This is a genomic window from Billgrantia bachuensis (assembly GCF_011742165.1).
Lineage (GTDB): Bacteria > Pseudomonadota > Gammaproteobacteria > Pseudomonadales > Halomonadaceae > Halomonas > Halomonas bachuensis.
In genome coordinates, this window is sequence record NZ_JAAQTO010000012.1 from 1 (window position 1) to 24,454 (window position 24,454).

The window sequence follows — 24,454 nt, forward strand, 5'->3', positions numbered from 1 at the left end:
CAGGTCATCACTCGAGCAGATGCTGATGATCGCCTTGAGGGCCGGCGGCCGCTTGGCCGCCACCTGCAGGCTATTGAAGCCCCCCCAGGAGATGCCCATCATGCCGACGTTACCATCGCACCAGGGCTGCTCGGCGAGCCAGGCGATGGCGTCGACCCCATCCTCCTGCTCCTGCTGGGTGTACTCGTCGGTCAGTACCCCATCCGAGTCGCCACTGCCGCGCATGTCGACCCGAATGCAGACATAACCGTGTCCGGCCAGGTAGGCATGGTTGGTGGCATCCCGCCCACGAGTAATATCGCGCTTGCGGTATGGGATGTATTCCATGATCGCCGGCATCGGCGTGCGCTCGGCCTCCTCGGGCAGCCAGATCCTTGCGGCCAGCTGCGCCCCGTCGCGCATCGGGATGAAGACGTTCTCGATCTCGCGAACCTGGTAGGGAAACGACTCTACGACACTCACGAAACCTCCTTGAGTTCAGTCCTGTACGGGTTCGATCTCGAACTTGAGCTCTTCGAGGCACGCCTTGTAGCGCTCCTCGATCTGATCGTGATCCTCACCCGCAATGTAGAGGGTTCCCAGGCGGTAGCTAAAGCTGTCCTGATGCATGAGTTCCCCCAGACGATCGCCCGGCTCCACATCGAGCCGTACCATGGTGCCCGGGTAGCGTCGCTTGAGCTCCTCGATCTCATCCTCGCTCGGTACGCGCCGCACGATGCCATCCTCATGCTTGTAAGGTATCCAGCACTTGGCAGCGACCGGGAACTCCCCCTGGCGATTGACCAGTGAGGGGCGCTCACCCAACGCGATATCGACGGCGACCTCGTGATTCGACATGCCGTCGACCATGATGAAGATCTCGCTGTGGGACTGTGAGATACGCGTATTCACCTCGATCAGCCACAGCTGGTCTGCCTCCTCGTCCCACATGAACTCGACGTTGAAACAGCCGTTGTCATAGCCGATGTGTTCGAGGAACTTCTTGGATACCTCGACCATCTTGTGATGCAGCGTTTCGGGTAGATTGCTGGGGTATTCCAGGCGATCGAACGGTATGTCCTCGTTGACTGAATTCGGCTGGGCAATGATGCCGTGAACGTTGAACTCGCCGCGGTAGACGGTGCCCTCCGGGGCGCCTTGCACGCCGGAGACGATCTGTTCGGCGATGCAGGAGTTACCATCCATCTCCTGGATTTCCGGCGGCAGCTCGACATGCCCCAGCGCCTCGTTGAACGGATCGCCCAGTTGACGAATTCCCTCGCGAATCTCCTTGATCGCTTCGTGGAACTGCTCTTCGTTCTCGATCTTGAAACCGAGATGGGAGGAGAACGCCTTGACCGGCTTGATCCAGAAGGGATAGTCGATCGTAACCTGCGAGAGCGGATCCTCCGCGAACGGATGGACGCCGCAGAACTCGGGCACCACCTCGGGAACGACCTTCTGCTGCTCCAGTCGACTCCAGTACTTGTGCTCGCACTTGAGTACGCTCTCGACCGAGGGCGAGGGAATGTCGTATTCCCGACACAGGATCGGAACCATCACGCTGGTGGGAAAGTCCCACTGCGCCACAATGGCGTCGATGGAGCCGTCGAATGCCTCCAGCTTGCGGCGCGCTTCATCCAATAACGCATCGAAAGAGAAACGCTCCGACTCCACGGCCGTCTTGACCGACAGGAGGCTGTGCACGTTGAACTCATCGGAGTGGCGCAGGGTCTCGAGTTCCTGGCGCTGATGGTCTTCCAGCGCTACGACAAAAATGTTCCGCTTCATCCGTCTATCTCCATGACAGTACTGTTGGAGAGCCGCATCGAAAGGCTCCCCTCTCTTCCATACACTCCTCAAAGATAAGTAAGCGCCGCCCAAGGTTCCATGAGGAAGACGATTCTTTACCCTTCCAAACTCTGTGAAACAAATCGGCACGCGACGTGCCTTGTTTCTGCTTCGATTTGACAGCGCACGGAAGCTGGCTAAGTTGAACTTGGAAGCGCCGAGCACGACCCGGCGGCGTGGCGAGATGAGCCCGAATTGATGCCTACAGGAGGTAACATCGTGAACGCTCTCGATCTGCTCAAGGAAGATCACGACAAGGTACGCGAACTGCTGGAGCAACTGGTCAACACCACTGAGCGCGCCGAGAAGAAGCGGCCTGAGTTGCTGGCAAGAATAGAAAAGGAGATGCAAGTCCATACCCAGATCGAGGAAGAGATCTTCTACCCGGCGTTCAAAGAGGCCAGCGGCAAGGCGAACGACAAGATGTACTACGAGGCCCACGAGGAACATCGAGCCGTCGAGGACCTGGTCATGCCTGACCTCAAGCAGGCCGATCCCACCGGCACGCAGTTTTCAGGACGTGCCAAGGTGCTCAAGGAACTCATAGAGCATCACGCTGAAGAAGAAGAGGAAGAGATGTTTCCCCAGGCCAGAAAGACCATGTCGACACGACAGCTCGAGGAGCTTGGCGAGAAGATGCAGTTACGCAAGAAAGAGCTGATGGCCGCCTGAGCCTGAACGCGCACACGCCTTTCGATGGGCCTCGGCAGAATGCCGGGGCCCAATGCATCAAACGTCCATTTGGCGCCCCCGCCAAGCGGAGCTAGGCTGAGAAGAGGCCTTTTGCCTGGGAGCCAGCGGCCAAGGATGGAGCCGATGGAACGACTTGAGGAGTACCGCCGCAAGCGCGATTTCACGCGCACCCGGGAGCCCGCCGGCGAAGCGCGAGGCGGGAGCCCACCGGGCGAACTTTACGTGATGCACAAGCACGCGGCGAGTCACGACCACTTCGACCTGCGACTGGAACAGGACGGCGTGCTCAGGAGCTGGGCCCTGCCCAAGGGGCCGAGCCTCGAGCCCGGCGAGAAGCGCCTGGCCGTCGAGGTAGAGGACCATCCGCTGGAATACGCCGACTTCGAAGGCGTGATTCCCGAAAAGGCCTACGGCGGCGGCACCGTAATGCTGTGGGATCGCGGCACGTGGCGCGTCAAGGGCCGCCCCAAACAGGATCGCCTCGATCTCGAGCTAGACGGCGAGCGGCTCAGGGGCAATTGGACCTTGGCCCGCATGAGCGGCAAGCGCCAAGACAAGCACGAGCGCAACTGGCTGTTGATCAAGCGCCACGACGACGAGCCGCGTATGGACGACTCGCTCAGCGTCGATGAAGACACCAGCATCGCCAGCGGACGCAGCATGCGCCAGATCGCCGAAGATTGCGATGCCACCTGGTCATCGAATGATGGCGATACCCAGGCCTCTCCCGCCCCGCCGGAGCCCTCGCTCCTCGACGGCGCCCGGCGCGCGAAACTGCCGCGGGAGGTCAAGCCGCAGCTCGCCACCCTGGCTCGCGAAGTGCCCTCCAAGGGCGACTGGATCCACGAGATCAAGCTCGATGGCTATCGCCTGCTCGCCCGCGTCGAGAGCGGCGACGTGCGGCTCATTACCCGCAACGGCAAAGACTGGACTCACCGCTTTCCCGAGCTCACCCGGGCGCTCGCCCCATTGCCAGTGGATTCGGCGCTGCTCGATGGCGAGGTGGTGGCCGTGGGCAAGGATGGCATCAGTCGCTTCGGCCAACTGCAGGAGGCACTGAGCAGTGGGCGCACTTCTGCCCTCGTCTACCAGGTATTCGACCTGCCCTATCTCGAAGGCCACGACCTCTCGGGCGTAGCACTGCTCGAGCGCAAGCGTACCCTCGAGGCGCTGCTCGACGCCGCAAGAATGAAGGAAGGCACCATCCGCTACTCCGACCATATCGAGACCCAGGGCAAGGCGTTCCATGAGCGCGCCTGCCAGATGGGCCTCGAGGGCATCATCTGCAAGCGCGCCGACAGCCGTTACCAGCAGAAGCGCAGCCGCGACTGGCTCAAGGTCAAGTGCGTCAGCCACGAGGAGTTCGTGGTCGGGGGCTACACCGACCCCGGTGGTTCGCGCAGTGGCTTCGGCTCACTGCTGATGGGTGCCTATGCCAAGCAGGGGCTGATCTACGCCGGTCGCGTCGGCACCGGCTTCAACAACCGCCTGCTGGAGCAGCTCAGCGCCATACTGCAGGAAATCGAGGTGAAACGTTCGCCCTTCCACGGCAGCGTGCCGGACAGCCGCTCGGTGCACTGGGTGCGCCCCGAAGTGGTGATCGAGGTGGAGTTCACCGAGCGCACTCGCGACGGCCGCCTGCGTCACCCGGCGTTTCGCGGCCTGCGCGAGGACCGCAACCCGGAGGAGATCCGCATGACCCCGACCAAGGAGATGGCCGCCGAAAGCGAGCCTGCAGAGGACGGCAAGGCAGGCACGAGCGGCCGCAAGCGAAAGGACGAGACCTCGCTGCTCGGCGTACGCCTCACCCACCCCGACCGCGTGCTGTTCCCCGAACAGGGCCTGACCAAGCTCGATCTGGCACGCTTCTACGAGCAGATCCAGGAGTGGGTCTTGCCCCATCTGGCCCGACGACCGCTGTCGCTGGTGCGCTGCCCCCAGGGCCGCAACGACGAGTGCTTCTTCCAGAAGCACCCGCGCCGCGCCATCCCGGCCAGCGTGCCGCGCATCGACGTGCCGGAGAAGCAAGGCAGCGCCGAATACGTCTACGTCGAGTCGGCCGCCGACCTGGTGGGTCTGGTGCAGGCCGGCGCGCTCGAGATCCATCCCTGGGGCAGCCGCATCGACCATCTCGAGCAGCCCGATAGCCTGGTGTTCGACCTCGACCCCGACGAGGGCATGGCCTGGAAGGAGATCCTGCGTGTTGCCGGCACCCTGCGCGAACGCATCGAATCGCTGGGGCTCACACCGTTCCTGCGCACCACCGGCGGCAAGGGGCTACACCTGGTCGTACCGCTCGAGCCCAGCGCCGAGTGGGACCCGGCCAAGGCCTTCGCCCGCGCCGTCGCCGAGCAGCACGCCAAAGACGATCCCAAGCGATTGACCACCAACATGTCCAAGGCCAAGCGCGAGGGACGCATCTTCATCGACTACCTGCGCAACGGTCGCGGCGCCACGGCGGTGGCTTCCTATACGGTGAGGGCGCGCCAGAACGCCCCTGTCGCGGTACCGATCCGCTGGGACGAGCTCAACGCCGCGCTGCGCGCCGACCGCTACAACGTCGAGAACCTGCGTCGGCGGCTTTCGGCCCTGCGAGAGGACCCCTGGGCAGATTTCTCCGAAGCGGCGCGTCCACTGGATGCCGACCTGCTCAAACGCGTCGGCGTGAAGTAGGCAACAGGACAGAACGAGGGAGATGACATGAGCGAAGCGCCCTGGTGGCTAGAATCCGGCCCCGAGACCTGTCAGTTCTGCCTGCGCACCTTCCACTACGAGGCAGGCTACCACTGCATCTACTGTGACCAGCCAATCTGCCCGGTTTGCGTTGCGACGCGCTTCGAGAGCCGCGAAACGGTGTGTCCGGAATGCCATGAGCAGAACGACCATCAAGCGCAGCAAGAAAGCCACCGGGAGGAGAGCTGATGGCGGCACGAGCCATGTGGAAAGGCGTGATCCGCTTCGGCGAAGTGGAGGTGCCTGTGAAGCTCTACTCTGCGGTGCAGGACCGCAGCGTGCACTTCCGCCTGCTCCACGAGAAGGACCGCTCGCCGGTCAAGCAGGCCATGGTCAACCCCGAGACCGAGGCTATCGTGCCCTACGCCGAGACCCGCCGCGCCTATCGCACCGACGAGGGCAGCCTGGTGGTGTTCGACAAGGAGGAACTCGAGGCGCTGGAGCCGGATTCGGGCCGCGATATCGAGGTGATCCGCTTCATGCCGCCACAGGTGATCGACCACCGCTGGTACGACCGCCCCTACTACCTCGGCCCGGATGGCAGCGAGTCGCTCTACTTTGCCCTGGCCGAGGCGCTGGGCAATAGCGGCAAGGAGGGACTGGCGCGCTGGGTCATGCGCAAGAAAAGCTACGTCGGCGCCCTGCGCCTGCACCGCGGCGTGCCCATGCTGATGTCGCTGCGCCACGAGGAGCAGGTGGTCCCCGTGGATGCCCTGGAGCCGCCGAAGGGCAAGACGCTCGACGCCAAGGAGCTCGACATGGCGCGCCAGTTGATCGGCATGCTGGAGGCGGAATTCGACCCCGAGGAGTACCACGACGAGTATCGCGAACGTGTGCTCGAGCTTATCGAGGCCAAGCAGCGCGGCAAGAGCATCAAGGTCACGCCCATTCGTCGCCGTGAGCCCTCCGACGACTTGTCGAAGGCGCTCGAGGCCAGCCTGAAGAAGGAGCGCAAGCGTGCCTAGCCAGAGCAAGCGTCCCGGCAAGGGAAAAGACAAGCGCAAGGCCAAAGACGAAACGGCCCAGGGCGAAGAGAAGAAGCGCTTCCACGCCAGCGGCCCACGCCCGCTGTGGTCGGGCACCATCACCTTCGGCCTGGTCAGCCTGCCGGTCAATCTCTATCCGGCCAACCGGCCCAAGCCGGTGTCGCTGCGCATGGTCGACCAGGACGGCACACCGCTGGCGCGGCGCTACTTCTGCGAGAAAGAGGAGCGCGTGCTCGACTACGACGAGCTGATCCGCGGTTATGAGGTCGAGAAGAACGAGTTCGTGGTGGTGGAAGACCATGAACTCGAGTCGCTGGCCCCGGAGAAATCCCAGGAGATCGACCTCAAGCGCTTCGTCGGCCTCGACGAGATCGATCCGATGTACTTTCAGCGCGCCTACTTCATGACCCCCGACAAGGGCGTGACCAAGGCCTACCGCCTACTGGCCGAAAGCATGGAGGCCTCCGAACGCGCCGGTATCGCCACCTTCGTCATGCGCGGCAAGGAGTACCTGGTGGCAATCATTGCCGAGAAGGGAATCCTGCGCGCCGAGACCCTGCGCTTCGCCGAGGAGGTGCGCGCGCCCGAGGACATCGACCTGCCCGAGGCTGCCAGACCCGACAAGCAGCGGGTCAAGGCCATGCAGCAGGCCATCGACGGGTTGACCGAGGACGAGCTTGTAGGCGAGGCGCTCCAGGACCTGCAGAGCCAGCGTATCGTGGCGCGCGCCGAGGAGAAGCTTTCCCGCGGAGAGGACGTGATCGAACTGGGCGAAGAGCAGCGCGAGCCGGACGTCGAGCCGGAACAGGGCGGCGAAGTCGTCGACCTGATGCAGGTTCTCAAGCAGAGCTTGGCCGAAGGACGCCCGCCCGGGCAGGAGGAACGAGGTACCCGCACGACCGGCAAGCCCAGCGGCAAGCGCAGCGACGGCACATCAGCCAAGCGCAGTACGGCGCAGAAGCGCCCGGCGACCAAGCGTGGCGAGAGTGAAAAGCGCAGCGCCGGCAAGCGTGGCCATGGCAAGGACGGCAAAGCCAGTACCGCACCACGAGGCAAGCGCCGCCCTGCCGAGCTGGCTGGGCTCTCCCGCGACGAACTTTATGAGCGCGCCCAGCAGCTCGACGTACCCGGCCGCAGCCGCATGAGCAAGGCCGAACTGGTCGAGGCAATTGCCAGGGCAAGCTGAGACGAAAAAGCCGGCCCATAGGGCCGGCTAGTTGTGACCTCTCGGTTGGCTGTTCCTGCCAATTTGGAGGTGCTGAACAAATCAGCGAGCGAGATGAAGCGCAAGGCGCGCGGCGCACAGAACCGAGCGAAGCGACAAACATCCGTAGGATGGCTCCGGAGGAGCGAGAAACCGAAGGTTTCAAGTCAACCGGAGCATATGGGTTATATGTGAGGATTCCGACGGTCCGACGCTTCGGCACCGCGCAACGCAGCGATTCGCTCGCGCAGCTATTTGTATAGTGCCTCCTTACTTGATGGCGCGGTTCTCGATCAGATCATCCACCACGCTCGGATCGGCCAGGGTGCTGGTATCGCCCAGACCATCGGTTTCATTGGCGGCGATCTTGCGCAGGATGCGACGCATGATCTTGCCCGAGCGGGTCTTGGGCAGGCCCGGCGCCCACTGGATGACATCGGGCGAGGCGATCGGCCCGATATCCTTGCGCACCCACTGGGTCAGCTCCTTCTTGAGCTCGTCGCTCGGCTCGACGCCATCGGTCAGGGTTACGTAGATGTAGATGCCCTGGCCCTTGATGTCGTGGGGGAAGCCGACCACGGCGGCCTCGGCCACGGCCTCGTGAGCCACCAGTGAAGATTCGATCTCGGCGGTGCCCATGCGGTGGCCGGAGACGTTGAGCACGTCGTCGACGCGACCGGTGATCCAGTAGTAGCCGTCCTCGTCGCGACGGCAGCCGTCACCGGTGAAATACAGCCCCTTGTAGGTGGAGAAGTAGGTCTGCACGAAGCGGTCGTGATCGCCCCAGATCGAGCGAGCCTGGCCGGGCCAGGAGTCGGTGATCACTAGGTTGCCGTCGACGGCCCCCTTGAGCTCGTTGCCCTCGTTGTCGACCAGCGCCGGCATAACGCCGAAGAACGGCAGCGTGGCAGAGCCCGGCTTGAGATCCATGGCGCCGGGCAGCGGTGCGATCATGATGCCGCCGGTCTCGGTCTGCCACCAGGTATCGACGATCGGGCACTTGGAGTTACCGATCACACGGTAGAACCATTCCCACGCCTCGGGATTGATCGGCTCGCCCACCGAGCCGAGCAGGCGCAGGCTGTCGCGCTTGCTGGAATCCATCACGCCGTCGCCGTGCGCCATGAGGGCACGAATGGCGGTCGGCGCGGTGTAGAGGATGCTGACGTTGTGCTTGTCGACGATCTCGCCCATGCGGCCATGGCTGGGATAGCTCGGCACGCCTTCGAACATTAGCGTGGTGGCGCCATTGGCCAGCGGGCCGTAGACGATGTAGCTGTGGCCGGTGACCCAGCCCACGTCGGCGGTACACCAGTACACTTCGCCATCCTGGTAATCGAAGACGTACTGGTGGGTCATGCTGGCGTAGACCAGATAGCCGCCGGTGGTGTGCTTGAGGCCCTTGGGCGCCCCGGTGGAACCGGAAGTGTAGAGGATGAACAGCGGGTCCTCGGCGTTCATCTCCTCGGCCGGGCAGTCGCTCGCCTGCTTGTCGACCAGGTCGTGGTACCAGACGTCGCGCCCGTCCTTCCACTCGATCTCGCCGCCGGTGCGCTTGACCACCAGCACGCTCTCGCACACCTCGGTACCCTTGCGGGTCAGGGCGGCGTCGACGTTGTCCTTGAGCGGCACCTGCTTGCCACCGCGCACCGACTCGTCGGCGGTGATGACGAGCTTGGAGTCGGCGCCGATGATGCGCTGGGCCAGGGCGTCGGGGGAGAAGCCGCCGAACACCACCGAGTGCACGGCACCGATGCGGGCACAGGCCAGCATGGCCACCGCGGCTTCAGGAATCATCGGCATGTAGAGGGTGACGACATCGCCCTTGCCGATGCCGAGTTCCTTGAGCGCATTGGCCAACTGACAGGTCTTGGCGTGCAGCTCACGGTAGCTGACGTGCTTGGAATCCTGGGGGTCGTCGCCCTCCCAGACGATGGCGGTCTGGTCGCCGCGCTTTTCCAAGTGGCGGTCGAGGCAGCTGACGCTGGCGTTCAGGGTACCGTCCTCGAACCAGCGTATGTCGACGTTATGTGCGTCGAAAGAGGTATGCTTGATCTTCGTCGGCGCCTTGAACCAGTCGATACGCTTGGCCTGCTCCGCCCAGAATCCTTCGGGATCGTCGACGGATTGCTTGTACATGGCCTGATATTTGTCGCGATCGATCCAGGCGTTGGCGGCGAAGTCGTCGCGTACCGGATGGACGTTATGCTGATCGGTCATTGGCTAGCCTCTTCCAGGAGATGCACCCTCACGGTGGATGTTACCGGCAGCTTTGTTGTGGGTTGCGCCGGCTTCAGATTCGCCCATCAGCATATACCCTCGGCGCGGGCCTTCCACTTAGACATTGGTATCAGGATTTTTTCTTTATTAATCAGCCATTTGTAGCACGTTTTTCATTCTCTACAAAGGACTGATAGACCAAGGTCTCGGCGCACGAGAGGCAACGATAGCGACGCCCCTTGCGGGCCAGCGAATGGCGGCGCGATGTAAAGAAGTGCGCCTGGCAGCCACAGTGGTAACGGTAAGGCGTCGGGCTCGCCCGGCGGGTATCGAAGGAGTGCGTCACGTTTGCCTCGAGACCGAACAGGCGCTCCATCACGGTTCGCCACTCGTGCCCATGGGGCTTTGCCTGGCGCCCGTCGCGCAGGTGGCGCACCAGCCAGTGAGCCATCTCATGGGGCACGACCTCGGTCAGGAAGGCATGCCGATTCTCGGCATAGAGCACCGGGTTGAAGCGTAGCCCGCCGCGGCCGTAGTGGGCCTGGCCGGCACATTTTCCGCGCAGGTCGCACCAGACCTTGGGCCGCGGCAGATCGGGGTGGTACTGGCAGCACAACTGCCAGGCGGCCTCCACCCGCGCCAGCAGAGCCTGGTGAAGCGTCGCCTCGTCGAGGCTCGCCAGCCATTCGGGGGAAGGATCGGGAAGCGTGGGTCGTCTCATGGGTGCTAGAATGACGTCCCGCCAGGGTGACGTCCAGCCCGGCGCGGCCACTACCCGCTTTCACGATGCCATGCGAGAGGCCCATGTCAGACACGCCCCTGCCCCTGCCCCAGCCCCTGCTCGAGGACGAGGAGCTAGAACGTCTCGATGATTTCCTCGAATCCGAGAGCGTCGATCCCGACGCCCTGGACCTGATCTCTGCTCACGGCTTCCTCATCGCCCTGGCCGTGGCGCCGCGCGAGCTGGAGGCCGCCACCTGGGTGGCCGAGCTGTTCCACGGCGAGCCCACCTTCGTCGACGCCACCGAACGCAGCGAAATCCTGGGATTGCTGGAGAAGCTGCGCGACAACGCCATCGCTACTCTGGAACAGGGTGGGCTGCCCGAGCTGCCCTTCGAACTCACGCTGGACGGCCTGCCGCCGGAGGAGACGCCCATCGGCGACTGGTGTGCCGGTTTCATGGAGGCCGTGTTTCTCGACGAAACGGCCTGGTTCGAACAGGACGAGGAGACCGTGGCCACCCTGCTGCTGCCGTTCATGGCGCTTTCCGGGCTGTTCGACGACGAGCCGGATATGGCCGAAATGGTGGCGGACACCGCACGCCTGGAGTCGCTGGTCAGACAACTGCCCGACTTGGTGCTGGACCTCTATCTGCACTACCGCGTACCGCCCGAGACACCCAAGCCGATGCCGCGCAAGAAGAAGCCCGCCGGCCGCGGCAAGGGCAAGCGGTAAAGCGCTTCGGGCTTCGGGCTTCGGGCTTCGGGCTTCGGGCTTCGGGCTTCGGGCTTCGGGCTTCGGGCTTCGGGCTTCGGGCAGGAGTTTAGCTCGTGGCTACCTTAGCCGCGTCAGCCAGGCATCGAAGCTGCCGAAAATCCACTCCTTGAAGCGCTGCCAGCGCGGGCGCTGCACCCACTCCCGATGGCTGATCTCGCGGCTGGCGGCGAAGTTGCGCTCGAACAGTGCCGCCACCTCGCCGGCGAAGCGGGCATCGTCCACTTCCTGGTTGGCCTCAAGATTCCAGTGCAAACTCCAATGATCGAAATTGCACGAGCCCAGGCTCGACCACTGGTCGACCAGCGAGAACTTGGCGTGAATGAAGCTGGGTTGGAATTCGAAGATGCGCACCCCGGCGCGCAGCAGCCTCCGATAGAAGCGCTGGCCGGCATAACGCACCCAAGGGTGGTCGTGGTCACGGCCAGGCAACAGCAGGCGCACGTCGACGCCGCGGCGGGAGGCACGAGCCAGCCGCCTACGCAGGCTGCGGGTGGGTACGAAGTAGGGCGTGCACAGCCAGATGCGGCGTTGAGCCGATGACACCCGGCCATAGAGCGAGTGGCGAATAGCCTGGTAGCGATAGCCCTGCCCCCACACCACTCGGCCACGCATGCCATGGTAATCCTCATGGGGAAGGAGTTCGAGCTGTAGGTGCCGCACCATGGCCGTCTCGCCCGCGCCACGCGTCAGCGGTGAATCCCAAAGCCGCGAGAACAGCCTCACCCAGTCGGCAATGACCGGCCCCTCGATGCGCACTGCGACTTCGTACCAAGCCTCGATGAACTCATCCACCGCACCGAAGCCACCAGTGAAGGCCACGCGGCCGTCGATCACCACCAGCTTGCGATGATCGCGAGTCAGATTGCGCGTCAGCGAACGCAGCCCCAGCGGATTGAACAGGCGCAGCGCCACACCAGCCTGCTCCAGGCGTCGGCGATCCTCGCCGTCAAGACCCATGGCACCATAGGCATCCAGCATCAGCGCGACCGCCACACCGCGCTCAGCGGCCCGGCACAGCGCCTCGATCAGCGCCGTGGCCAAGCGCCCCGACTCCATCAGGTAGAGCTCGATGAGGATCGAGCGGCGCGCCTCCTCGATGGCTGTGAACATCGCCGGCAGGAAGCACGACGACTCCGCCAGCAATTCGAACCGATTGCCGTCCCGCCACACGCCATGCATGGCATGCCTCCCGTCACCTCTCCTGCCGTGATTGACGCACGTTTGCCCGTCAAGGGAAAGCACCTGACCCGAAATGGCACCATGGCTATACTGGCCCCTCGGTTCGACGTCGAGGCAATCGGATGGCCCTAGCCCACACACTGCTCGCTGCACTTCGCGCCCCGCTGAAGGGCTTGATCAAGGCCTGGGTCGAGACCCGCCTCATCGAGCCCGACCCCGGCGACTTGTCCATCGACCCTGCGCTACCCACACTCTACGTACTGCCCCATTCGGCGCTCTCCGATGCGCTGCTGCTCGAGGTCCTTGGCCAGCGCCACGGACTGCCGCCGGCCCGCGGCAGGATTTTCCTGGACAACCTTGCGCTGCCGGCCAGCGTCGCGCTTCCCACCAGGCAGCGCCGCCTGTGGCGGCGCAGCCGTGCGCTGGAAGCACCCTTTCGTCAGGCGCTCGAGCATCTGGATACCCACCCAGAGGCTGATATCCAGTTGATCCCGGTGAGCGTGTTCTGGGGCCGCGCGCCGGGCAAGCGCTTCGGCTTCTGGCGCCTGCTGGCAGCCGACAGCTGGCAGTTGACCGGGCGGCTGCGACGAGCGCTGTCGGTGCTGGTCAACGGCAAGAGCGTGGAGGTCCACTTCGGCGCGCCGCTCAAGCTGCGCGACCTGCTCGACGAGCGTGGCCCCGCCGTGGCCAACCGCAAGAGCGCGCGGCTGCTGCGAGTCCACTTCCGGCGCATGCGCACCCGAGTCCTCGGCCCCGACCTCTCCCACCGCCGCACCCTGATCGAGGGCGTGGCGGCAAGCCCCGAAGTGCGCCGCGTCATCGGCGAGCTGGCGCCCGCCGAGAAGCGCTCCCCTGAACGCCTCCAACGACGCGCCCTGCGCTACGGTCGCGAAATCGCCTCTAACATGACCTATCCGGTGCTGCGCTTCATGGACGGCCTGCTGCGCCGGCTGTGGAACCGTCTGTACGATGGCGTCGAGGTGCGCGGCCTCGATCGGGTCAAGGCGCTGGCCGGCGACCATACGCTGGTCTACGTCCCCTGCCACCGCAGCCACATCGATTATCTGCTGCTCTCCTACGTACTCTATCGCGACGGCCTGATGCCGCCGCACATCGCCGCAGGGCGAAATCTGAACATGCCGCTGATCGGTCCGCTGTTGCGCCGCGGCGGCGCCTTCTTCCTGCGCCGCAGCTTCCGCGACAAGCCACTCTATGCGGCTGTCTTCAACGAATATCTGCATCGACTGCTGGAGCGTGGCCACCCCTTGGAGTACTTCATCGAGGGTGGACGCTCGCGCAGCGGCCGCATGCTCTCACCGCGTCCCGGCATGCTGTCGATGACGCTGCGCTCGTTCCGCCGCAGCGCGGCAGGTACCAGCCCGCCCCGTCTCGTGTTCATCCCGGTCTATGTCGGCTACGAGCGCATCATCGAGAACGCCAGCTATCAGCGCGAGCTGCGTGGCGGCAAGAAGCGCAAGGAATCGCCACTGGCGCTGCTGCGAGTGCTCGGCCAGCTGCGCCAGCCATTCGGCAAGGTGACGGTGAACGTCGGCGAGCCACTGCAGCTCGGCACCTGGCTCAACGACACCATGCCGGGCTGGAGAGACGACCTCACCCAGGCCAAGCCTGCCTGGCTCAACCAGGCCGTGCCAGGACTCGGCGATGAGCTGGCCCGGCGCATCAACGCCGCGGCGGCCCTCAATCCGGTCAATCTGGTGGCGCTGGTGCTGTTGGCCACGCCCCACCACGCCATCGAAGCCAGCCTGATGTCGCGTCAGCTCGCTCTGCTAACCGCCCTGCAGCGCCACTGCCCCGGCGGGCGCCACGTCAGCCTGCCGCAGGGAGATCCCGACGACTGGATCGCCGAGGTCGTCGCCCTGGGGATGATCGAACGCCGCCCGCACGCGCTGGGCGACATCATCATGGTGACGGCGGAACAGGCCAGTCTGCTGGTGTGGTACCGCAACAACGTGTTGCATTTGTTCGCCCTGGCCGGCCTGACCGCCTTCGCCTTTCGCCATGCTCCGCGCCACGACCTCGAGGGCCTGCTCGCTCAGCTCGGCCCACCCTGGCCGATACTGGCTCGCGAGCTATTCCTCGAGCCGGTGATGCTGCCACAGGCGCTGCCCACGATGTTGGAGGCACTGTGCCAGGAGGGATTGCTGCAGCGCCAAGGGGACGACTGGCAGCGCCCCAAGAGCCTGGAAGCCGGCGAACAGCTGCACTTGCTGGCGAGACTGATGCAGCCCTCGCTGGAGCGCGGCTATCTGCTGTTGGCAATCCTGCTCGACCACTTTCCCGGAAGCCTGAGTCGTGACGCCCTGGCCGAACGCAGCCAGCAACTGACCGAGCGCCTGGCACTGCTCACAGGGCGCGATGCGCCGGAATTCTTCGACGGCAAGCTGTTCGCCAGCCTGATCGAAAGCCTGGAAGCCGAAGGCTGGATCTGGGAGAAAGACGAGCGACTGTGGTTCGACGAACGGCTACGCAGCGCCGCGCAACGAACCGGAGAGCTTTACGATCCGGCGCTGAGGCACCGACTACAGCTCATCAGCCATGGCTAGGGGAAGCCCTGAGGGAGCGGTGTACGTAGAGGTCGTAGCGGCTGGTCTTGCCTTCGACGACGTGCTGCGGCGCCGGGCCTGCGATGGGTGGTGCCTTGCGCGGCCGCTTGACCACCACGCGGTGGGTGGCTACGTCCAGCGCCGCTTCCAGCAGCCGCGGGGCATCTTCGTCGTCACCGGCAAGTTCGCGGAACAACCGCATCTCCTTCTTCACCAGGGCCGATTTCTCGCGATGCGGGAACATGGGATCGAGATGGATGACCTGAGGCGGCACCGCGCCGGCGGCGACCAGTGTGGCGAGATCGCGGGCCGCGTCACCATGCACCAACCGCATGCGGGCCACGATGTCCGCCGTCTCGGGGTCCCGGGCGGCACGCGCCAAGCCATCCTCCAGCAGGGCATGGATCGCCGATACGCGTTCGATCAACAGCACCTCGGCCCCGAGACTCGCCAGCACGAAGGCGTCGCGCCCCAGGCCGGCGGTGGCATCGACCACGCGGGGCGTCACGCCCGAGGCAAGACCACAGGCCCGTGCGACCAATTGCCCCCGGCCGCCACCGAAGCGGCGTCGGTGCGCGGCACGGCCCTCGGCGAAGTCGACCCGTAGCGGCTTGCCATAGCGGGCCGGGTCACCGGCCAGCACCAGGGCATCCCCTTCGCGCAGAAGCGTAAGTCCCTCGCTCACCCGGCCCGACCGCGCATCGACGAAGCTCATTTGCCCTTCTGCCACGCCACCTCGTCGCGCAGATAGATCGGCTGCGCCTCATGGGCGGTGGTGCGCGCTCCCACCGCATAGTCGCGTGCCGCCAGCATCACCATCTCCTCCGCCGCCGGCTCGGATTCGGCGTCGCGCTGGCCGACAACCGCCTGGACCTCGGCCGGCATCGCTTCCCACAGCGACCAGCCGGAGCCGATGCCATACCACCCGCCCTGGCCGGCAATCGCGGGCAATTGCAAGCGCTGAGGCGGAATTACCGCTTCCTCGAGCAGCGCCTCGGTCGTGCCATCGCGACAGCGCCAGGCGGCCACGTAGATCTCGCCCATGCGCGCATCCATGGCGGTGACGACATGCTCGACACCGTGGCGTCGATGTGCCGCCAGCGCCAGCGCCTCGAGGGTCGAGATGCCCAGCAGTGGGCGGTCCAGGCCATAGGCCAACCCCTGGGCCGTGCCGGCGGCAATGCGCAGCCCGGTGAAGGAGCCCGGGCCGCGGCCGTAGGCCACGGCATCCAGATCGACAGGCGATACGCCCGCCTCGGCCAATACCTCGTCGACCATGGGCAGCAGGCGGCGAGTATGCTCGCGCGGCGTCAGGGCGAAGCGGGAAACGAGCCGCTCCTCGGCGCCGTCGCGCCGTAGCAGCAGGGCAGCAGAGCAAGCGCTGGAGGAAGCGTCAAGGGCCAGCAGGGTCGGCATAGGTATTGTCGCGTCAAGGCATGGGCAGGCCATTATACGCCGCCGAGCGGTGCAGGACGATGGCCCCTAGCGAGAGCGGCCCGCCAGGGCGGGCCGCTGCTCAACAGGTGCTCGAAAAGAGTTAACCTTCGAGCGCCTCGGCTACCTTGCGCGTGATCTCGTCGACGCTGCCGATACCTTCCACGCGATGATAGGCGGGCGCCGCTTGCGGCTCCTCCTCGGCCCACTGCCGGTAGTAGTCGACCAGCGGTGCGGTCTGCTCGTGGTATACCGCCAGACGGTTGCGCACGGTGGATTCGCGGTCGTCGTCGCGCTGGATCAGCGGCTCTCCGGTGACGTCGTCCTTGCCCTCCTGCTTCGGTGGGTTGTATTCGACGTGATAGACCCGACCGGAGTCCGGGTGCACGCGACGGCCCGCCAGTCGCTTGACGATCTCCTCGTCCGCCACGGCGATCTCAAGCACGTGGTCGATCTTGACCCCGGCCTCCTTCATGGCATCGGCCTGGGGAATCGTGCGCGGAAAGCCGTCGAACAGGAAACCGTTCTCGCAGTCGGGCTGAGCGATGCGCTCCTTGACCAGCGAGATGATGAGATCGTCGGACACCAGGCCACCACTGGTCATGATCTCCTTGACCTTCAGCCCCAGCTCACTGCCCTCCTTGACTGCCGCGCGCAGCATGTCACCGGTGGAAATCTGCGGAATCTTGTAGCGTTCGCAGATGAACTGGGCCTGGGTACCCTTGCCGGCACCCGGCGCGCCCAACAGGATCAAACGCATCTAGCTGCTCCTTGAGAGAGTGGAAATTCTTATGAGTAAACGGAATGTCATGAACGATAACCGCGGTGGCACCGGTAGACAACCGCAGGCTGACCAAAAGCTCGCACACCTGTCCAAAGCTGCTGCGTTTTCAGCCTATTAAGGCCAGGTTGCACTTTGGTATCCCACCCTGAAATGAGGTCCCAAACAGCGACGGCGCCCCGCAGGGCGCCGTCGAGCTGCTTCAGCCCACGATCACATCAGCATGCGCCGGATATCGCTGAGCGCCGCCGCCAGGAAGGCGGTGAAGCGCGCAGCGTCGGCACCGTTGACGGCCCGGTGATCGTAGGAGAGGGACAGCGGCATCATCAGCCTCGGCTCGAAGTCGGAGCCGTTCCACACAGGCTTCATCTGCGCCTTGGAGACCCCGAGGATGGCGACCTCCGGGGCGTTGACGATCGGCGTGAAGGCAGTGCCGCCGATGGAGCCCAGGCTGGAAATAGTGAAGCAGCCGCCGGTCATCTCCTCGCGCTTGAGCTTCTTCGACTGCGCCTTGCCGGCCAGCTCCACGCTCTCCTTGGCCAGTTCGATCAGCGACTTCTTGTCGGCATCGCGGATCACCGGCACCATCAGCCCGTCGGGAGTGTCGACCGCGACGCCGATGTGAACGTACTTCTTCCACACCAGAGTCTCGCCGTCGCTCTTCAGGCTGACGTTGAACTGCGGGAACTTGCGCAGGGCGAAAGCGCACGCCTTGATCATGAACGGCAGCGGCGTGAGCTTGGCACCCTGGGCCTCGGCTTCCGCCTTCATCGACTTGCGGAAGGCCTCCAGCTCGGTGATGTCCGCCTCGTCGAACTGGGTGACGTGGGGTACGTTGAGCCAACTGCGATGCAAGTTGGTGGCGCCCATCTTGAGCAGGCGGCCCATCGGCTTCTCTTCCACTTCGCCGAACTGGCTGAAGTCCTGGTCCGGCACCGGCGGGATGCCGGCACCACCGGTCGCGGCCGGTGCGGCGGCAGGCGCCTTGGCCTGGCCGGCCATCACCTGCTTGACGTAGGCGTGGACGTCCTCCTTCAGCACCCGCTCCTTGGGCCCGCTCGGCTTGACCAGCCCCAGGTCGACGCCGAGTTCGCGGGCCAGCATGCGCACCGCGGGGCCAGCGTGGACCAGCTTGCCGTCGCGCGGCTTGTGAGCCGCCATCTGCGCCTCGGGGCTCGGTGTGCCGGCCGGGGTCGGCTTGGCCTGGGTGGGCGAAGCCGGCTTTTCGCTCGGCTCGCTCGGCGCCTTGCTGGCCTTGGGCGTGGCCGCCCGCGGCTTGGCCCCGGCCACTTCGATATAGCCGATCAGATCGCCCTCGGAGACGGTGTCGCCCTCCTTCACCGTGAGCTCGATCAGCTTGCCCTTGTAGGGGCTCGGCACGTCCATGGAGGCCTTGTCGGACTCCAGGGTGATCAGCGGATCCTCTTCGTCGACCTCGTCCCCGGCACTGACGGCGATCTCGATGATCGGCACGTCGCTCGAGCCGGAAAGATCCGGCACGCGGATCTCCTTGCGCTCGGGTTCGCCGCTGATGGCCTCTTCCTCGGCCGGGGCCTCGGCCTGTTCGGCGGGTTCCGCGGTGGTTTCCACCGCCTCGGGCTCGGCTTCATCGGCCTCGCCGTCGCCAGCGATCTCCATGGTACCGATCACGTCGCCCTCGGAGACGGTATCGCCCTCCTTGACGGTGAAGGACACCAGCTTGCCGGCGTAGGGGCTCGGCACGTCCATGGAGGCCTTGTCGGACTCCAGGGTGATCAAGGGATCCTCTTCATTGACCTCATCCCCTTCGGAGACGGCCACCTCGATCACCTCGACGTTCTCCGAACCACCCAGGTCGGGCACCTTGATCTCGACGGTGCGCTTGCCGCCGCCGGAGGATTTCTTCGCCGCCGGCTTCTCTTCGGCGGCCGGGGATTCCTTGGGCGCCTCTTCTCGCTTGGCCTCGGCCTTCCCGTCGCTGCCGGCGTCATCGCTACCGCCACCCTCCACCTCGAGTTCGACGATGTCGTCGCCCTCGGAGACGGTATCGCCCTCCTTCACCAGCACGCGAACGACCTTACCGCCCTTGGGCGAGGGTACGTCCATGCTGGCCTTGTCGGACTCCAGCGTGATCAGGGTGTCCTCGGGCTGGATGACGTCCCCTTCGGATACGGCGATTTCGATGATCTCGACGTCTTCGCTGCCGCCGATGTCTGGAACTTTTATGATTTCGCTACTCAAGGTCGCGCTCCTTCCAAATCGTGCCTGGAACAGGCGGGCTCATGCCCGCCTTGCCACCGGATCAGCTCGTCAGCGGATTGGGCTTGCTGGGATCGATGCCGTATTTCTTGATCGCCTCGGTGACGACCTTGCGATCCAGCTCGCCACGGTCGGCCAACGCCTTGAGCGAGGCCACGGTTACGAAGTAGCGATCGACCTCGAAGAAGTGACGCAGCTTCTCGCGGGTATCGGAGCGACCATAGCCGTCGGTTCCCAATACATGGTAGTCGGTCGGCACCCAGGCACGAACCTGGTCGGCGAACAGGCGCATGTAGTCGGTGGAGGCGATGGCCGGCCCCTTGCGGCCTTCCAGGCAGCGGGTGACGTGCGGCTTGACCGGCTCGTCGGCGGCGCTGATGAACGCCTCGCGCTCGAGCAGCAGCGCTTCGCGGCGCAGCTCATTGAAGCTGGTCACGCTCCACACGTCGGATGCCACGCCCCATTCGTCGGCCAGCATCTGCGCCGCTGCTTCCACCTCGCGCAGGATGGTGCCGGAGCCGAGCAGCTGCACATGGCCCTTGTCGCCCTGATGCTCGCGCAGCAGGTACATGCCCTTGATGATGTCTTCGGCAGGCACGTTCTCGAGTTCGGGATGCTCGTAGTTCTCGTTCATCACCGTCAGGTAGTAGAAGCAGTTCTCCTTGTCGGCGAACATGCGCTTCAGACCGTCCTGGACGATCACCGAGACCTCGTGGGCATAGGTCGGGTCGTAGCTGCGGCAGTTGGGGATCATCGCCGCCTGCAGGTGGCTGTGGCCATCCTGGTGCTGCAGGCCTTCGCCGTTGAGCGTGGTGCGCCCGGCAGTGCCGCCGACCAGGAAGCCCCGCGCCTGCAGGTCGCCGGCGGCCCAGGCCAGGTCACCGATGCGCTGGAAACCGAACATCGAGTAGTAGATGTAGAACGGCAGCAGCGGCAGGTTGTGGTTGCTGTAGGAAGTCGCCGCAGCGATCCACGCCGACATCGCGCCGGCCTCGGTGATGCCCTCCTCGAGGATCTGACCCTTCTTGTCCTCGCGGTAGAACATGATCTGGCCCTTGTCGACGGGCTCGTATTTCTGACCTTCGGAGGTATAGATGCCGAGCTGGCGGAACATGCCCTCCATGCCGAAGGTACGCGCCTCGTCGGGGACGATCGGCACCACCTGCTGGCCGATTTTCTTGTCCTTCACCAGACCATTGAGAATGCGCACGAAGGCCATGGTCGTGGAGATTTCACGTCCCTTGGAGCCGGCCAGCTGGGTGGCAAAGGTCTTGTCTTCGAGAGTGGGGATCGTCAGCGCCTGGAAGTCGCTGCGCCGCTGCGGCAGGTAGCCACCCAGGCGCTCGCGCTGGAGGTGCATGTACTTGAGCTCGGGCGAGTCGTCCTCCGGCTTGTAGTACGGCACCTCCTTGAGCTGCTCGTCGGTCAGCGGAATGCCGAAGCGATCGCGGAACTTGCGCAGCGCCTCGTATTCCATGGTCTTGACCTGGTGGGCTTCCATGGAAGCCTCGCCTTCGCCGCTGCCCATGCCGTAGCCCTTGACGGTATGCGCCAGGATCACGGTGGGACGACCGTTGGCGTTGTTGACCGCCTCATGGTAGGCCGCGTAGACCTTGAACGGATCATGACCGCCACGATTGAGGCGCCAGATGTCCTCGTCGGACAGGTCCTTGACCATCTCGGCGGTCTCGGGGTACTTGCCGAAGAAGTGCTCGCGGGTGTAACCGCCGTCGATGGCCTTGTAGTTCTGGTACTCGCCGTCGACCGCCTCGTCCATGCGCTTCTGCAGGATGCCCTTCTTGTCCTTCTCGAACAGCGGATCCCACAGCCGGCCCCAGACCACCTTGAGCACGTTCCAGCCGGCGCCGCGGAAGACACCCTCGAGCTCGTCCATGATGCGGCCGTTGCCGCGAACCGGGCCGTCCAGGCGCTGCAGGTTGCAGTTGACGACGAAGATCAGGTTGTCGAGCTTCTCGCGGCTGGCCAGGTGGATGGCACCCAGCGATTCCGGCTCGTCGCACTCGCCGTCGCCCATGAAGCACCAGATCTTGCGATCGTGCATTTTCCGGAGCTCGCGCGAATCGAGGTACTTCATCACGTGAGCCTGGTAGATCGCCTGGATCGGGCCGAGGCCCATGGAGACGGTGGGGAACTGCCAGAAGTCCGGCATCAGCCAGGGGTGCGGATAGGACGATAGGCCATCGCCGTCGACTTCCTGGCGATACTTGTCCATCTGCGCCTCGGTGAGGCGCCCTTCCAGGTAGGCGCGGGCATAGACGCCGGGCGCCACGTGGCCCTGGATGTAGACCAGATCGCCCTCGAAGTCGCCGTTGGGCGCCCGGAAGAAATGGTTGAAGCCGACGTCATAGAGCGTGGCGGCAGACATGAAGCTGGCGATATGCCCACCCAGGCCCGGGTTGGCGCGATTGTTGCGGATGACCTGGGCGATGGCGTTGTAGCGGATCAGCGAGCGGATGCGCCGCTCCATGAACAAATCACCCGGCATCGGCGCTTCGCGGTGCACCGGGATGGTGTTGCGATGCGGCGTGGTCACCGAGAAGGGTGCCTGCATGCCGTCACGACGCAGCCGGTCGGCCAGGCGTGTCAGCAGGTACCGGGCGCGTTCCTCGCCCTCACGATCCAGGACCGACTCCAGGGAATCCAGCCATTCCGTGGTTTCGACCGGATCGAAATCTTCTCTTGCCTCCAGACTCATAGACGTCTCTCCGAGTGACAATGTGATGTCAGATCGCCCCTTGCGCTTGGACGCTGGGACGGGTCAATGCTACTGACGATCAGGGGAATGTCAGGCCGCGACGCGGCTGTTGTAGTCATTTTACAGAAGCGTATACAACGAATGGCGTAGAACATACCGTAAAGTGGCCTCCCTGCCAATAAAACCGGAGTGGAATTTTTTTCCACATTCGCAATATTGCATTGCAACACAAGCTGTTACGCGCCCCGCCGATAGTTTCAACCGAAAATATCCGGGATGTAATAAAACTACCGTATGATTATTTTGCGCCCTACTTTGACTATCCCCACTTGGATCAACCCAACGCCTTGAGACACTGACGAAAATAAGCCCAATCGAAGGCCGCGCCGGGATCGGTCTTGCGCAGCGGGGCGACTCTCGCATGGCTGGTGATACGCGCGTAGTTCATGTCAGGGTAGTTCAGCTTGAGAGCCTTCGTGACCGAGGCAAGCGTCCGGTACTGGGCGTCACGATAGGCATGGACCTCGTCACCCTCCAGCTCGATGCCCACGGTGAAGTCGTTCAGCGCCCGTCGCACCCGTTCCTGATCGATCCAACAGGAACGACCGGCATGCCAGGCACGGCGATCGAAGGGCACGAACTGCACGCACTCGCCGTCGCGCCGAATCAGCAAATGAGCGGAAACCTGCAACTGGGCGATGCTGGAGAAGAAGGGATGCGCCGAGGCATCCAGCGTATTGGTGAACAACTGCTCGATGTGCTCGCCGCCGAACTCGCCGGGCGGCAGGCTGATCGAATGCAGCACCACCGCCGAGACTTCGCTTGCGGGGCGTGCATCCTGGTTGGGCGACGGCACGCGCCGAATACCCGTTAGCCAACCTTCCTCGATTCTCATCTCGATCCCCTGACGTCCTGGAGCTGGATTCCTCTATAATGACGATCCTGACGCTCCATGAACATGAAAAGGCCCGCCATGCATTATCAGGACGCCCTCGCCGAAGCGATCCGTGAAGCCGCCGCCCACCTGCTGGCCGAGGATGTCGGCCCCGCCGACATCACCGCGCAGCTGATTCCCGAGTCGCAGTGGGCCACTGCCAGGGTCATCACCCGCGAACCGGCGGTGCTGTGCGGCATGGCCTGGGTCGAGGAGATTTATCGACGTCTCGACCCCAGCATCCGCTTGCGCTGGAGCGCCGCCGACGGCGACCTCCTGGAGGCCGACCAGTGCTTCCTCGAGATCGAAGGCCCCGCCCGCCGCCTGCTGACCGGAGAGCGTGCAGCCCTCAACCTGCTTCAGACGCTCTCCGCCACTGCCACCCGTACGCGCCATTATGTCGATCTTATCGCAGGTACCGGCGTGCGCCTGCTCGATACCCGCAAGACACTGCCCGGCCTGCGCCTGGCGCAGAAGTACGCGGTGACCTGCGGTGGCGGACACAACCACCGCATCGGGCTGTACGACGCCTTCCTGATCAAGGAGAACCACATCGCCGCCTGTGGCAGCATCGCCGCCGCGGTCAAGGAGGCGCGCAGCATTGCCCGTGACTTGCCGGTGGAAGTGGAAGTGGAGAGTTTCGCTGAACTCGACCAGGCCCTGGCGGCCGGTGCCGACATCGTCATGCTGGACAACTTCACGCTGGACGACATGCGTGAGGCGGTAAAGCGCAATGCCGGTCGGGCCACGCTGGAAGCCTCCGGCAACGTTGACGAGGGTACGCTGCGCCAGATCGCCGAGACCGGCGTCGATTGCATCTCCAGCGGCGCCCTGACCAAGGACATCAAGGCGATAGACCTGTCGATGCGCATCACTGAGCTACGCGACGCCTGAATCAAGTTTCTATAGCGGAAAGGCGCTTTTCCAGGCGCTGCCTCTCGAGTCGTACGCCATTTCTCGTTACCCATTCCGTGCCGAGGTCTCGCCAGCCGCGCCGCAGCAGGCTCTCGGCCAGCATGCGGCTGGCATCGATGGTGGCATGCCCCCAACCGTGCTCGAGCAGCATGCGCTCGGCATGCACCAGCAGGGTCGAGCCAATGCCGCGCCGCGACAGCGAAGGCCATACGTAGAGGGTGTGGATGTACCCCTTGGGGATGTCCAGCTCCAGAAACCCTACGCAGCGCCCGTCGCAGGTAGCCATCAGGGTCGTGTAGAGCGCCTGGCGTGCGACCCACGCACTGGCTTCCCTTGGCATCGTCGCGGCCCAGGCCGCACGCTGCTCCACGCTGTAATGAGCGGCTGCGCCCTGCATCACGGCGTGATGGAAGACCTCGGCCTGGTCGGCACCGTCACGCGCCTTGGCCTGACGATAGAGTATCCGCGGCGAACCGCTCCTCGGGGACGGCGCATCGTTCATCGTCATCGTTTCCATCTTCCCTGCCCCT

At 64.5% G+C, this 24,454-nt stretch carries 20 protein-coding genes; 8 read left to right on the forward strand and 12 right to left on the reverse strand.

The annotated features are described in order from the left end of the window. Both HBJ55_RS04500 and HBJ55_RS04505 read right to left on the reverse strand, forming a co-directional pair. Positions 1-462: CocE/NonD family hydrolase (locus HBJ55_RS04500; protein WP_338071966.1), on the reverse strand; the 462-nt coding region annotated here is incomplete at its 3' end. A 15-nt stretch (positions 463-477) separates the two neighbouring features. Continuing rightward, on the reverse strand, positions 478-1,770 hold the full coding sequence (locus HBJ55_RS04505) for an ATP-grasp domain-containing protein (RefSeq protein WP_167111472.1): 1,293 nt from the start codon (positions 1,768-1,770) through the stop codon (positions 478-480). Positions 1,771-2,049: 279 nt separating this feature from the next. Here HBJ55_RS04505 and HBJ55_RS04510 point away from each other — a divergent pair, with 279 nt between their 5' ends. The 5 genes from HBJ55_RS04510 (at position 2,050) to ku (HBJ55_RS04530) (ending at position 7,428) form a co-directional block, all read left to right on the forward strand. Next, positions 2,050-2,502 carry a PA2171 family ribosome-binding persister protein gene (locus HBJ55_RS04510; protein ID WP_167111474.1) on the forward strand — a complete coding sequence of 151 codons (453 nt, stop codon included), beginning with the start codon at positions 2,050-2,052 and terminating at the stop codon, positions 2,500-2,502. 144 nt (positions 2,503-2,646) lie between these two features. Then, positions 2,647-5,196, forward strand: coding sequence for a DNA ligase D (ligD, locus tag HBJ55_RS04515; protein WP_167111477.1), 2,550 nt, complete (start codon positions 2,647-2,649; stop codon positions 5,194-5,196). Positions 5,197-5,223: 27 nt separating this feature from the next. After that, positions 5,224-5,445 carry a hypothetical protein gene (locus tag HBJ55_RS04520; RefSeq protein ID WP_167111479.1) on the forward strand — a complete coding sequence of 74 codons (222 nt, stop codon included), beginning with the start codon at positions 5,224-5,226 and terminating at the stop codon, positions 5,443-5,445. Then, entirely contained in the window at positions 5,445-6,221 is a 777-nt protein-coding gene (ku, locus tag HBJ55_RS04525) for a non-homologous end joining protein Ku (RefSeq protein WP_167111481.1), read from the forward strand. Before HBJ55_RS04520 ends, ku (HBJ55_RS04525) begins: the two co-directional genes overlap by 1 nt. Next, a complete protein-coding gene (ku, locus tag HBJ55_RS04530) occupies positions 6,214-7,428 on the forward strand; it encodes a non-homologous end joining protein Ku (RefSeq protein WP_167111483.1) in 1,215 nt (404 codons plus the stop codon). Before ku (HBJ55_RS04525) ends, ku (HBJ55_RS04530) begins: the two co-directional genes overlap by 8 nt. A gap of 288 nt (positions 7,429-7,716) precedes the next feature. On the opposite strand, the gene acs is transcribed toward ku (HBJ55_RS04530), so the two are convergent. Both acs and HBJ55_RS04540 read right to left on the reverse strand, forming a co-directional pair. Beyond that, positions 7,717-9,666, reverse strand: a complete 1,950-nt coding sequence (acs, locus tag HBJ55_RS04535; RefSeq protein WP_167111485.1) for an acetate--CoA ligase — start codon at positions 9,664-9,666, stop codon at positions 7,717-7,719. A 151-nt stretch (positions 9,667-9,817) separates the two neighbouring features. Next, entirely contained in the window at positions 9,818-10,387 is a 570-nt protein-coding gene (locus HBJ55_RS04540; protein ID WP_167111487.1) for a SprT family zinc-dependent metalloprotease, read from the reverse strand. 83 nt (positions 10,388-10,470) lie between these two features. Between HBJ55_RS04540 and HBJ55_RS04545 the strand changes: the two genes are divergently transcribed. Continuing rightward, complete coding sequence (locus tag HBJ55_RS04545; RefSeq protein WP_167111489.1) at positions 10,471-11,121, forward strand: YecA/YgfB family protein; 651 nt, start codon at positions 10,471-10,473, stop codon at positions 11,119-11,121. A gap of 99 nt (positions 11,122-11,220) precedes the next feature. Here HBJ55_RS04545 and HBJ55_RS04550 read toward each other — a convergent pair whose 3' ends face one another. Then, positions 11,221-12,342, reverse strand: coding sequence for a phospholipase D-like domain-containing protein (locus HBJ55_RS04550; RefSeq protein WP_167111491.1), 1,122 nt, complete (start codon positions 12,340-12,342; stop codon positions 11,221-11,223). Between the two features lie 122 nt (positions 12,343-12,464). On the opposite strand from HBJ55_RS04550, the gene plsB reads away from it, so the two are divergent. Further along, positions 12,465-14,906 carry a glycerol-3-phosphate 1-O-acyltransferase PlsB gene (gene plsB / locus HBJ55_RS04555; RefSeq protein ID WP_167111493.1) on the forward strand — a complete coding sequence of 814 codons (2,442 nt, stop codon included), beginning with the start codon at positions 12,465-12,467 and terminating at the stop codon, positions 14,904-14,906. Here plsB and HBJ55_RS04560 read toward each other — a convergent pair. The 6 genes from HBJ55_RS04560 to ampD form a co-directional block, all read right to left on the reverse strand. Then, positions 14,893-15,621, reverse strand: coding sequence for a class I SAM-dependent methyltransferase (locus tag HBJ55_RS04560; RefSeq protein WP_167111512.1), 729 nt, complete (start codon positions 15,619-15,621; stop codon positions 14,893-14,895). The two genes, plsB and HBJ55_RS04560, sit on opposite strands and share 14 nt — an antisense overlap. After that, positions 15,618-16,322: a tRNA (adenosine(37)-N6)-threonylcarbamoyltransferase complex dimerization subunit type 1 TsaB gene (tsaB, locus tag HBJ55_RS04565; protein WP_167111495.1), complete on the reverse strand. Its 705-nt coding sequence runs from the start codon at positions 16,320-16,322 to the stop codon at positions 15,618-15,620. The genes HBJ55_RS04560 and tsaB overlap by 4 nt, the downstream gene beginning before the upstream one ends. Before the next feature lie 121 nt (positions 16,323-16,443). Continuing rightward, positions 16,444-17,100 (reverse strand): adenylate kinase, encoded by a 657-nt coding sequence (adk, locus tag HBJ55_RS04570; RefSeq protein ID WP_167111497.1) that lies wholly within the window; start codon positions 17,098-17,100, stop codon positions 16,444-16,446. A 234-nt stretch (positions 17,101-17,334) separates the two neighbouring features. Further along, the gene (gene aceF / locus HBJ55_RS04575; RefSeq protein ID WP_167111499.1) at positions 17,335-19,341 is read right to left on the reverse strand and encodes a pyruvate dehydrogenase complex dihydrolipoyllysine-residue acetyltransferase; all 2,007 of its coding nucleotides are present in this window, start codon (positions 19,339-19,341) and stop codon (positions 17,335-17,337) included. A gap of 61 nt (positions 19,342-19,402) precedes the next feature. Next, positions 19,403-22,075: a pyruvate dehydrogenase (acetyl-transferring), homodimeric type gene (aceE, locus tag HBJ55_RS04580; RefSeq protein WP_167111501.1), complete on the reverse strand. Its 2,673-nt coding sequence runs from the start codon at positions 22,073-22,075 to the stop codon at positions 19,403-19,405. A 334-nt stretch (positions 22,076-22,409) separates the two neighbouring features. Continuing rightward, a complete protein-coding gene (ampD, locus tag HBJ55_RS04585) occupies positions 22,410-22,970 on the reverse strand; it encodes a 1,6-anhydro-N-acetylmuramyl-L-alanine amidase AmpD (protein ID WP_167111503.1) in 561 nt (186 codons plus the stop codon). Positions 22,971-23,048: 78 nt separating this feature from the next. On the opposite strand from ampD, the gene nadC reads away from it, so the two are divergent. Next, the gene (gene nadC, locus HBJ55_RS04590; protein ID WP_167111505.1) at positions 23,049-23,903 is read left to right on the forward strand and encodes a carboxylating nicotinate-nucleotide diphosphorylase; all 855 of its coding nucleotides are present in this window, start codon (positions 23,049-23,051) and stop codon (positions 23,901-23,903) included. Between the two features lies 1 nt (position 23,904). Here the strand turns inward: nadC and HBJ55_RS04595 are convergent, their stop codons facing one another. After that, on the reverse strand, positions 23,905-24,432 hold the full coding sequence (locus HBJ55_RS04595; protein ID WP_422674170.1) for a GNAT family N-acetyltransferase: 528 nt from the start codon (positions 24,430-24,432) through the stop codon (positions 23,905-23,907). Positions 24,433-24,454 lie beyond the last annotated feature (22 nt).